Origin of the sequence: Blautia parvula (assembly GCF_020215665.1) — a bacterium.
Taxonomy (GTDB): domain Bacteria; phylum Bacillota; class Clostridia; order Lachnospirales; family Lachnospiraceae; genus Blautia; species Blautia celeris.
Genome location: NZ_CP084061.1, coordinates 2,973,836 through 2,985,693 on the forward strand (window position 1 = coordinate 2,973,836; position 11,858 = coordinate 2,985,693).

An 11,858-nucleotide genomic window follows, 5' to 3' on the forward strand; every position below is an offset into this window, starting at 1 on the left:
AAATTCCCTCCTGTAAAAACGATTCTCTCTTACTGCCAGATTGCCTGCAGCTCCTCCAAAAGTGCCTTTACCTCCAGCGGCTTCACCAGATATCCCGTCATTCCCGCCTCATAGGCCTGCGCCTTGTCCTCATCAAACGCATTTGCCGTCATGGCCAGAATCGGGACCATTCCCCCTTTGTGTTTTTCCAGATCCCGTATTCTTCTGCAAGCCTCCAGACCGTTCATGACCGGCATACGGATATCCATCAGTACCGCTGAATAATACCCTTTCGGTGCCTTTTCAAATGCCGCTACAGCCTCAGCACCGTTTTCGGCTGTATCTGTCTGTATTCCGTGCATCTCCAGAAGAGACTGGGCGATCTCTCGGTTCAGGTCATTGTCTTCCACCAGAAGAACGCGGCGGTCCCCAAAATCCTGTTTTTCCATCTCTGCTTCCCTGCTCACCCCGCACGCTGTCCCCAGCCTGGAGAACGTATCAAAAATAGTGGAACGGAAAAGTGGCTTTGCGATAAAGAAATTGGCCCCTGCCTGTCTGGCCTCCTCCTCTATGCTGCTCCAGTCGTATGCAGATATGATGATGATCATGGTCTCTGTCCCGGTCAGTGCCCGGATGCGGCGTGTTGTCTCAACACCGTCCATATCCGGCATCCTCCAGTCAATCATGGCCACATCTATGGTCCTTCCCTCTGAAACGGCATCGCTGACCTGCTTTACAGCCTCACGGCCGGAAGTCACCCAGATGGAGTGGGCGCCTATCTCCTCCAGAATGGCGGATGTCTGCTCACACACCAGCTCATCGTCATCCACCACCAGAACCTCCACATCTTTCATAAGCTCTCTGGTCTTCCGTCTGTACTCTTCCTCCTCATCGTCCTCCACCAGACCGAGAGGAAGGCATACCGTAAATCTGCTTCCCTCGCCCTTACGGCTCTCCGCCCGGATACTGCCGCCCATAAGCTGGACCAGATTATAGACAATGGAAAGCCCAAGGCCGCTGCCCACATTGTTTCTGGCGCTCTCTGAACTCTCCTGCTCAAAGGGCTGGAAAATGCGCTTCATAAATTCCTCCGACATACCAATGCCGTTATCCTCAACCATAAGGCATACATAGGCATGTCCATTGGTACGTTTTTCCTCCCGGGTACACACAAGGATCTTTCCTCCTGCCGGTGTGAACTTCAGGGCATTGGACAGCAGGTTCATAAGTATCTGTTTGATCCTCAGGGCATCCCCCACATAGTAATGTTCAATGGGTTCGATTTGCCGGGCCTCAAAATCTATCATTGCCTCCACAGCCTGGGGATAGATAATGGAGGAGATTTCTTCGTACAGCTCAGCGAAATTAAATTTTCTGCTGTTGATCTCCATTTTTCCGGTCTCTATCCTGGACATATCCAGAATATCGTTGATCAGGGACAGCAGATATCTGGATGAAGCGTCAATTTTCCGGAAACAATCCTGGACTCTGGGTGTTTCCTCAATTTTCATCTGTCCGATGGTGCTCATGCCGATAATGGCGTTCATGGGAGTTCTGATATCATGGCTCATTCTGGACAGGAAGTCCGATTTGGCGCTGTTTGCCGCTTTGGCTGCTGCCAGTGCATCACGTAAGAGCTGCTCCTGTCTGGCCTGCTCTGCTCTCTGGCTGTCAAGCACCTTCACCAGCTCTATGGCCAGTACATCTGTCCCTACAGGATTATCCACGCAGATAAGCTGTATGGATATCCAGTGGTATTTTCCGTCGTGGCCCTTTTCCTGCATTTCCATGTAAAGCTCCCGCTCGCCGTTTTTAAACCGTTTCAGAACGGATTCCCTTCCGGAAAATTTCTCAAAATCTTCTCTGTAAGAGGGATAGATATCCTCCAGCGTCCGTTTCTGCATCTCTTCATAATTCCCGGTCCTGGCAAACGGGCAGTACTGTTCCTCAATAAAACAGTTGTAAGTATTCTTTGTCAGGTTAACACTCATGATCAGAGGATATGCCGTGCAGGTAGCTGCCCGCAGGGACTGGTTTTCAATTCTCTGCTCCAGCTCCTGCGCTGCCTGCAGAAGATGCATCCGCGTAATATCCGTAAAGATAGCCTGCACAACATCCACGCCGTCCGCATTGACCAGACGTTCCATGATCACACTGATCCACATAGGCGCCCCGTCTTTTCTTCTTGCCTGTCTTGTGTAAGTCACGGTACCGCCGCCCACACGCAGGCTGAGTATCTTCTTTTCTATTTTTTTCCTCTCGTCTTCCAGAACCATCAGAAGCGGACTATAGTATTTTTCTCTGTACTCCTCCTCAGATTCATAGCCGTAAGATTCCCAGACTCTCCGGTTGACATTGACGATGCGGTACGGCGGCTCCGGTTCAAACTGCAGAATACCGCAGGGTATGGAATCATAAAGCTGCATGAGAAAACGTGTCTGCCGGGCAGCTTCTCTTCCCGCCAGTTCAGCCTGGAGTTCTCTCTCCTTCTTCTCTGATATATCCGCGATGAAGCAGTAGATCACTTCCTCCCCGTCCTCATCCCACACACGTTTCCCCATGTCCGATGCCCAGAACCAGCTTCCGTCCTTTTTCATGACACGATATTCCACATAATAGAGATCACTCTTTGCCAGACTTTCTTCTGCCAGCCTCCTCATACCGCTGTAATCTTCCGGCAGTATAAAGCCCCTGCAGCAGTTTTTAGTACACTCGCTGAATTCCTCAGGCCCCACATAGCCCATGAGACTGCACAAATTATCACTGATCCACTTGGCAGAATACACCTCATCCCTACGGCAGATCATCATTCCGCCGGGAAGCTGAGACAGCATCAGCTCTATCTGCCTGTCCTTATCCGCCAGCTTTTCTTCCAGCTTTCTGTAAGCATCCCTGCCCGCCTGAACCGGAAACAGCTCTCCCTCCTGGATATCTGAAAAATCCACGGAATTATGGATATGAACCGTCTTCAGCTCATCCCCCACTAACCGAAAGATAAATGTAATCCTCTGATGCGTCTTAAAATACAGCCCGGTATCCTCTCCCGGCTGAATCCAGCTGTCCCCCTCACAGAGAAAGCAATCCCCGGAAAGCGCCCTTGTCACATACCGCTCCCCGTACATATGACAGCGCGCCAGATCTTCCCTGCCCTCCAGAAAACAGGCTGCCACAGCCTCCTTCCCCTCTGCCCGCTGCTGCGGCCCGGCCCCCAGCCAGACAATATCGTCATCAAACGTAGATATCAGAAACTCCACATCCGACTCACAAAAATATCTTCTCAAAATCAGCGAAGCAAACCCCTCTACTCTCTCCTGCATCTCATCATACATACGATTATCTCCTTACAAACCGTCACCCCGGCCGTTCCCATTTCCCTAATGATACTATTGTATCATTTAATCCGGCAGGATTCCATAAAAAATCCCTCCCATCCTCCATATTTAAGAAACTCAAAAAAATCCCTCCTCTTCTCATCTCACTTACCGCCCTATAAAACCAGGTGAAAGGGGTACGGCAGAAGGCGGCTGGCAGAGGGGCCCAAAAAAGAGGCCCCTCCGGTCCCCCAGAGTAAGCCTCTTCCCTCTATTTTTCAAACAAAAATCTCTCCGGCAGCTCCACCTTAAAATCCACCGCCAAATCCCTGAAATTCTCCGCAGTGATCGTCTGCAGCTTATCCGGCCTCATAGACAGCATCTTCACCAGAATCTCCGCCGACTTTTCAACTGTATGCATCAGCCCAAAAGTCAGATCAAAATCCTCCCCTGAGCAAAACATCCCATGGTGCGCCCAAACAGCCACATCATACTTTTTCATCAGTTCGCTGGTAGCAACCGCAATCTCTCTTCCGCCCGGTACCATCCAGCCCACAACGCCGATTCCATCCGGGAATACCACAGGACACTCGGTTGCCATTTCCCACAGCTCCCTGGTAAACACTTCATCCTTCAACGGCAGAACAAATGTAAGTGCGATCACATTTGTAGTATGCGCATGGTAGATCACCCTGTGCTTCCCGCCGGTCGCCTGCATCTTTACCTCATGATTCATCAGATGGGACGGCAGTTCACTGGTAGGTCTTCCCCCGTTCACCAGCCCCCAGCAGATGCGGTAATTTTCACCCTTGTCATCCAGCTCGATCACGGCAATAGAATCCTCCGGGTCGCTCATAACATTGCGGAAGTACTTCCCGCTCCCTGTCACCAGAAAATACTCCCCGGCCAGTGCGGGAACCGCTGTCCCGATCTCCTTCCACTCTCCATCCTCTGACAGCTCTTCCCTTATGGACTCTGCTTCCTCTTTTTTTATACGGTAAGTCAGATTTCCGCCGTTTCTCTCATGCCATCCCTGGTTCCAGCCGTCATCTGCCATTCTCATAAAGCCCTGTACAAATTTTGCTTCTAATACTCTCATTTTTCCTGTTCCTTTCTTTCTCCTCTGCGGATAACCATGCCTTTTGCCGGACATGTTTCCCTGCAGCCGCTGCGGTCTGCTATGCGCGTTTGCTGAGCACCTCATTTTCATACTGCTGCACTTCTTTAAACCAGTCCTCTTTTTCCGGAACGCTGCACTGTCCGCAGAAATAATTCCAGACATCCCCAAACGGATACAGCTTCAGCTCTTCCTGGAGCATCATAAGCTCTGTGAATTCACCGTTATTCTGCAGTTCTTTCAGCTTATCATTGGGCTGGAGCAGTGCAAACAGAAACGCTTTCTGCATATTCCGCATTCCCACTACCCATGCACTGATACGGTTGATACTGGCGTCAAAGAAATCCAGTCCTAAAAATACGCGGTCAAGCGCATCATTCCTCACGATCTCTTTTGCGATCTCTTTTGTCTCATCGTCAAACAGCACTACATGGTCAGAATCCCAGCGCACCGGCCTTGTCACATGAAGGGCAAGCTTCTCATTAAATAAAAGCATGGCCGGAATCTTATCGGAAACCACTTCTGTGGGATGATAATGCCCGTTGTCCATCAGACTTAAGATCCCATTGTTGGCTGCATAATTGATGCAGAACTCACTGGACCCCACCGTATAGGATTCCATACCGATGCCGAACACCTTGGATTCCAGGCATACATAGACCTTTGACCTGTCATAGTCAATGGATAAGATCTGGTCCAGAGAATCCTTAAATCTGGCCCTGGGAGACAGACGGTCAGCCGGTACGTCCTTATAGCCGTCCGGAATCCAGATATTCATCACGCAGGGCTGGCCCAGTTCCTCTGCAAAATACTGGGAAATGCGGATGCAGGCCTGTCCGTGGCGGATCCAGAACTGGCGGATCTCCTCATCCGGGCTTGAAAGTGTAAAGCTCTCTGCCTTCTCATGGGAGAAAAATGTGGGATTGAAGTCAAGTCCCATGCCTCTTTCTTTTGCAAACTCCACCCATTTCCGAAAATGTTTTGGCTCCAGGGCATCCCTGTCCACGAACTCCCCATCCTCAAAGACAGCGTAATTGGCATGCAGATTCAGCTTGTGCTTTCCCGGGATCAGGCTCAGTGCCTTGTCAATGTCATCCATAAGTTCCTGGGGTGTAGCTGCCTTTCCCGGGTAGTTGCCTGTTGTCTGGATACCGCCGGATAATGGCCCTTCATGGTCAAATCCCTGCACATCATCCCCCTGCCAGCAATGCATGGAAATGTGGATGTTCTTCAGTGTCTCCACTGCCCTGTCTGTATCAACTCCTATATTTTTATAAATCTCTCTGGCGGATTCATATCTCTGTTCTGTCGTCATATTGTTTTCCTCCTGACTTTCCTGTTATTTTTAAAATACTGTTTTCACGGCTCATATATTTTCATCTCAAAAGAATCATAGACACACTGTCTGGCTGCTTTTAAATCTGCCAGAACTCCCTTTGCCATCATCTGCACCATCAGGTTGCCGATAGCAGTTGCCTCCGTAGGACCTGCCAGTACCGTTTTTCCGGTGCTGGCTGCAGTGAGCCGGTTCAGATACCCGGCATTGGCACCGCCGCCTACCACGTGGAGCTTCTTATAATGCACCCCTGTCATTTCCTCTATCTCCCTCACGGTTTTTCCGTAACACTGCGCAAGGCTTCTGTAAATGACACACGCAAGCTGTCCCGGTGTCTTCGGAATCTGCTGTCCCGTATCCTCACAGTATTCCTGTACGGCCTTGATCATAGATTCCGGTGCCAGAAAACGGCTGTCGTTGCAGTCCACCAGGGAGGAAATCGTCTCCCCGGATGCCATTTCGCACAGCCCGGCAAAGGAATAGGCGTCCTGCAGTTCTTTTTTGAGAGACTGGATCATCCACAGCCCCATGATATTTTTCAGATAACGGAACCTGTAATCATAGCCGCCCTCATTGGTAAAATTCAGCCCTCGGCTTTTCTCCGAACAGTCCGCTTCCTTTCGCTCCACTCCCATCAAGGACCAGGTGCCTGAGCTTATGTACAAAGTTTTATCCTCATTGGAAGGCACAGCCAGAACTGCGGACCCCGTATCATGGGTAGCGGGCAGAATGACCTGACAGTCAAATCCCACTTCTCTTTGTATCTCCTCCGTAAAATTCCCCAGTACCGTGCCCGGCTTTACCACAGGCTGAAAAATCCGCCGGGGATATCCCAGCATTTCAATCAGCTCAAAATCCCAGTCCTTTGTCTTTGGACTCACAAGCTGGGTTGTGGTGGCATTGGTGTACTCAGACGCCTTTCTGCCTGTGAGCAGAAACTGGAAATAGTCGGGCACCAGGAGCATGGCAGATGCCTTTTCCAGACATTCCGGATGTTTTTTCTTCACAGCCATGAGCTGATAGATCGTGTTAAAGATCTGTTTCTGGATCCCTGTCCTTCCATACAGCTCCTGCTCTGGAAGTACCTCATAGACAAGCCTGTCCGTGCCCTCTGTCCTTTTATCCCGGTATCCCACTGCGTTTCCCAGAACCTTGTCCGTATCATCTAAAAGCACAAAGTCCACAGCCCAAGTGTCGATTCCCATACTCACAGGTATCTTCCCGGCCTCCCTGCATTTTTTAAGTCCTGTCTTGATTTCCTCAAATAACTGTTCCAGGTCCCAGCAGGCTTCCCCGTCCTTCACGGTGAGCCCGTTATAGAAACGGTGCATTTCCTCCATCACCATACGTCCCTGCTCCATATGGCCCAGAATGTGGCGTCCGCTGGACGCCCCGATGTCCACCGCCAGATAATATTCTGTCATCCTTTCCGACCTCCTTATGCTCCCATTTTATCGGAAATAACACAAAAGAAAAAGTACACGGTTTGCATAATTTTATAACCTTATTTGCAGTCTGCGGATTGCATTTTTTTCTCCTGCATATTACTATAGATACAGAAGGATTCCATAGGAGGGAGGAAGGCCATGAACCAGGAATTGTTAAAAGAACTGAAAAAGATAACACCGGAGGAGCAGGCACTGCTCAACGGGCAGAAGGGAATCAATCCCTCCCTCTACAATCTTGAGCATTCCATGACCATTGACAACAAAAAGCTGCTGGAGCACGGGAAACTGCTGCAGATCCGCCCTCATACCCGCTTTGTCCATTTCCCGAAACATAACCACAATTACGTGGAGATGATCTATATGTGTTCCGGCAGCACCCGCCACCTGATAAACGGCTCGGAGGTTCTTCTCGGCACCGGGGAACTGCTCTTTTTAAGTCAGACTGCCACCCAGGAAATATTTCCTGCAGGATATGACGACATTGCCGTCAATTTTATCATACTGCCTGAGTTCTTCGGCCAGCCTCTTGATATGATCGGTACGGAGGATAATATGCTGCGGACATTCATCATCGAATGCCTGAAAAACGGCAGCCAGAATGTCCATTATCTCCACTTTAAGGTGGCAGATATTCTGCCTATCCAGAACCTTGTGGAAAATCTTATCTGGACCCTGCACAACAAGCAGCCCAACAAAAGAAGCTCCAACCAGGTCACCATGGGTCTGCTCTTTCTGCAGCTCATGAACTATATCGACAAAGCGGAGATTGGACGGGAGAATTATGAACAGGAACTGCTGCTCACTGTCTTTCAGTATATCGAGGAACATTACAGCGATGGGGAATTGTCTGAGCTTGCACAGGAACTGGGCTATGACCTCTACTGGCTCAGCCGTATCATCAAGCGCCATACAGGAAAAAATTACAAGGACCTGCTCCAGGAAAAGCGGCTGAACCAGGCAGCCTATCTGCTCCAGAACACATCCCTGTCCGTGACGGATATCGGTCTGAATGTGGGATACCACAACTTCAGCTATTTCTATAAGATATTTAAGGCCCGCTTCGGCATGTCTCCCCGCTGCTACCGTCTTTCCAGGGAACCGGAATCCCGCTGAATTTCCGGCACCGGGCAGCGAAGGCAAAAAAGGCGCATCTCCCGGCGTCCGTTCAAACGCCGGTGCAGATGCACCTTTCTACTTCACTCTCTTATAGAGCGCTTTCATCTTATCTTTTGCCCTGCTCAGTCCCTCCATCAGAAGGGGGCTGAAGCAGCCGCATTCCCCGTTGCGTATCATCTCATATGCGGTCTCATGGGAATATGCCTTTTTGTATACACGGTCGCTGACTAAAGCGTCATAGACATCCGCTACAGATACTACCTGCGCCTGGATGGATATCTCATTTTCTTTCAGCCCGTCCGGATATCCTCGTCCGTCCCACCTCTCATGGTGATGCCGGCAGATATCATACGCGTATTTGTACACAGGGTTCTCACGGAACCGTGGTACACTGTCCAGAAGCTCGCATCCCCGTATGGTATGCGTCTTCATGATCTCAAATTCTTCTGCTGTAAGCCTGCCCGGTTTATTGAGAATTCCGTCGGGAATGGCTATTTTGCCCACATCGTGCATGACTGCAGCATCTGCTATCATCGGCAGGTCATTCTCCTCAATACTGCAGGAGGGGTCCAGATCCTTGATAACATGCAGAAGAATAAGAGTCAAATCCCGGATTCTTGTAACATGCTCGCCGGATTCACAGTCCCGGAACTCAATCGCTGTGGAAAGTGTCTCGATGATAGAGCTGTTCAGTTCCCGAATCTCCTGGGCCTGTTCCCGGAGCAGGGCTTCCTGCTCATTCACAATGTTATTGAGCCGTATCACATTGCCGATCCTTCGGCGGATAAAGAAGGGAATGATTGGTTTTCCGATAATATCCACAACGCCCAGCTCATACCCTCTTTTCAATACTTCCTGAGAGTTCTCTGCAGTTATCAGAAAGACAGGGATCTTATGCGTAAGCTCCAGCTTCTGCATCTCTTCCAGCACTTCAAATCCATCCATAACAGGCATAATTACGTCAAGCAGTATGGCGGCAAGCCTGTCCTGCTGCTCCATGATAAGCTCCATGGCCTGCTTTCCGTTCTCAGCTTCTAAGATTCTGTAGTCTTCCGAAAAGGTGGCATCCAAAATCGCACGGTTCATTTCCACATCATCTACGATCAGAATTGTCTGTCTGCTGTTCATAAACGCCCCAATGCCTCCTCCCGAAAACCTTCAGAAGAACTCCCACATCTATTGTCCATCGTGCATTTATCCTTTCATACACTTTTTCCTTGGTAAATCCTTCACTTCTATCAGTTTAACTTCTCTTGCTGAAAACTGTCAAGCGCTATATCCTATAATATAAAAAATTCAGTATGTTATCCGATTACTGTGCAAACGCGAAACGCACTGCCGGATACCAGCGGACAGCAGCCGTTATCTGTAATCACCAAGGAAAAACAGAGCTACGGTACCGGGGCCGGCATGGGCACCGATGGTAGCGCCTATGGGGTTCATCATAACATGGGTTATGCCGAATTTCTCTTCCACAAGCTTTGCCACATACGCGGCGTCTTCCTCACAGTCCCCGTGACTAATCATGATCATCTCATTCTTGCTTCGATAAGCGCCGACCCGCTCCTCCATCATGGAGACCAGCGTTGCCAGGGATTTCTTCCGTCCTCTCACCTTTCCCACAGGTATCAGCTTGCCCTCATTATCCACGTGGAGCATGGGCTTGATATTTGCCAGTGTCCCCAGAACTGCTGTGGCTTTGGAGACACGTCCGCCCCGATAGAGATGATTCAGGTCATCCACAGTGAAGACGTGGCAGGTATGAAGAATGTTCTCCCTGACCCACTGTACTACTTCCTCCATGGACCTGCCCTCTGCCTTCATCTTCGCGGCATACCATACAAGCAGACCTTCCCCCATGGACGCAGCCAGGGTGTCGATCACCTCTATCCTTCTGTCCGGGTAAGACTCCCTGAGCTCCTCCGCTGCAACACGACAGCTGTTGTATGTTCCGCTGAGGCCGGATGAGAACGCCAGATATAAAACATCCTTCCCCTCTTTGAGCACCGACTCAAAAATCTCCTCCGCCGCTGTGGGGTTTACCTGGGATGTGGTGGGCATGGAACCTGCTCTCATGCGCCTGTAAAATTCTTTATCGTCAATGACATGTTCCTTATCATATATTTCCCCATCCATGTTGCAGGACAGGCAGAGATAATCCACCTGGTTTTCCTGAAACCATGACAAGGGCATATCCACTGTATTATCTGTCATAATTACATATTCACTCATACGCTGTCTCCCTCTCTTTCCGTTTTAAACAGTTTACCACGGATTGCCCGTCTCTTCAACTGCATTTCCCCTACATTCCCCTGACCACCTCTATGGCTTTCTGAAGCTGGTTATCCTCAGACTTCTCTATGGTAACCTGCTGGCGGAGACTGTCATCCAGCTCTGCCTCCACATCCGGCTCAATCCCCGTTCCGTGGATGTTCCGCCCGTTTGGGGTGTAATATTTGGCGATGGTGAGTTTTACCGCGCTTCCGTCTGTAAGGGGAATGGGCATCTGTACGATTCCCTTTCCGTAAGTGGTGGTTCCCACCAGCTTGCCGATTCCATAATCCTGCACTGCACCTGAGAAAATTTCTGACGCGCTGGCACTGTTTTCATTCACGAGAACCGCCAGGGGAATCTGCAGTTCATTTTCCCCGTCGCAGGTGTATTCTTTTTTGTTCCCGTTCTTATCTTCCGTATACACGATCAGGCCCTTGGGCAGGATCTGCTCCAGAATATCACACACGGAGAGCAAAAGTCCGCCGGGATTATCGCGCAGATCCACGATCAGGCGTTCCATCCCCTGGCTCTGCAGGTCCTGAAAAGCAGACTCATACTGGGCAGTTGTCACCTCCGCAAATTCGTAGATCTGGATATATCCGATATGGTCCTCCAGCATCTCATGCTCCACCATGGGAACCTCCACATGCTCCAAGGGAATATCCAGGCTCAGATAATCACTCTCCCCCTCCCTGGCGATCTCCAGGTGGGCTGTTTTATCCTCTGACCCCTTGATGATCTTCACCACCTCTGTCAGTTCCTTGTCCATGACAGCCTCCCCGTTTACCTTATAGATCACATCCCCGGGCAGAAGCCCCGCCTTAGCTCCCGGCGCGCCCTCATAGCATCTGGTGATAGTTACGATTCCCGTTCTCGCATCCTGCTGCAGCACCACGCCCACACCCAGGTACTCACCGTCTGTGCTCTCATTCAGCTTGGCGTACTCCTCTGAGGTGTAATATCCGGAATAGGGGTCCCCGAGACCTGCCACCAGACCTTTGTACAGATAATCCTCCAGTTCCTCCTCGTCTATATCCTCCAGATAATATTCATCTATGATTCCCTCGATCACCTTTGCCTTCTTCACTGTGGAGGCATTCAGCACACCCTTCTGATCCTGCTGCCACAGGTATCCCAGTACACCGCCTCCCATCAAAGCCGTGCAGAGAACACCCAGCAGAAACCCTTTGATATATTTCTTTCTGTCCACTTTTCCAGTTCCTTTCCTGTAATCTATTATAAAATAAAAAAGAAGACACTGCCAAACAGCCCTCCCG

At 50.2% G+C, this 11,858-nt stretch carries 8 protein-coding genes; 1 reads left to right on the forward strand and 7 read right to left on the reverse strand.

Going from position 1 to position 11,858, the window contains the following annotated elements; genetic code table 11:
* Positions 1 to 29: 29 nt before the first annotated feature.
* The 4 genes from LC508_RS13860 to rhaB form a co-directional block, all read right to left on the reverse strand.
* Positions 30 to 3,308 carry a response regulator gene (locus LC508_RS13860; RefSeq protein WP_033142323.1) on the reverse strand — a complete coding sequence of 1,093 codons (3,279 nt, stop codon included), beginning with the start codon at positions 3,306 to 3,308 and terminating at the stop codon, positions 30 to 32.
* Between the two features lie 253 nt (positions 3,309 to 3,561).
* Positions 3,562 to 4,389, reverse strand: coding sequence for a rhamnulose-1-phosphate aldolase (gene rhaD, locus LC508_RS13865; protein ID WP_103731696.1), 828 nt, complete (start codon positions 4,387 to 4,389; stop codon positions 3,562 to 3,564).
* Between the two features lie 79 nt (positions 4,390 to 4,468).
* Positions 4,469 to 5,722, reverse strand: a complete 1,254-nt coding sequence (locus LC508_RS13870) for an L-rhamnose isomerase (RefSeq protein WP_033142322.1) — start codon at positions 5,720 to 5,722, stop codon at positions 4,469 to 4,471.
* Positions 5,723 to 5,766: 44 nt separating this feature from the next.
* Positions 5,767 to 7,167: a rhamnulokinase gene (gene rhaB / locus LC508_RS13875; protein WP_118593778.1), complete on the reverse strand. Its 1,401-nt coding sequence runs from the start codon at positions 7,165 to 7,167 to the stop codon at positions 5,767 to 5,769.
* Between the two features lie 162 nt (positions 7,168 to 7,329).
* Here rhaB and LC508_RS13880 point away from each other — a divergent pair, with 162 nt between their 5' ends.
* Complete coding sequence (locus LC508_RS13880) at positions 7,330 to 8,304, forward strand: AraC family transcriptional regulator (protein WP_103732494.1); 975 nt, start codon at positions 7,330 to 7,332, stop codon at positions 8,302 to 8,304.
* Positions 8,305 to 8,382: 78 nt separating this feature from the next.
* Here LC508_RS13880 and LC508_RS13885 read toward each other — a convergent pair whose 3' ends face one another.
* The 3 genes from LC508_RS13885 to LC508_RS13895 all read right to left on the reverse strand — a co-directional run bounded on the left by LC508_RS13885 (position 8,383) and on the right by LC508_RS13895 (position 11,791).
* Positions 8,383 to 9,435, reverse strand: coding sequence for an HD-GYP domain-containing protein (locus LC508_RS13885; RefSeq protein ID WP_033142319.1), 1,053 nt, complete (start codon positions 9,433 to 9,435; stop codon positions 8,383 to 8,385).
* Between the two features lie 234 nt (positions 9,436 to 9,669).
* Entirely contained in the window at positions 9,670 to 10,539 is an 870-nt protein-coding gene (locus LC508_RS13890) for a DegV family protein (protein ID WP_033142318.1), read from the reverse strand.
* A gap of 70 nt (positions 10,540 to 10,609) precedes the next feature.
* The gene (locus tag LC508_RS13895; protein ID WP_033142390.1) at positions 10,610 to 11,791 is read right to left on the reverse strand and encodes a S41 family peptidase; all 1,182 of its coding nucleotides are present in this window, start codon (positions 11,789 to 11,791) and stop codon (positions 10,610 to 10,612) included.
* Between the last annotated feature and the right edge of the window lie 67 nt (positions 11,792 to 11,858).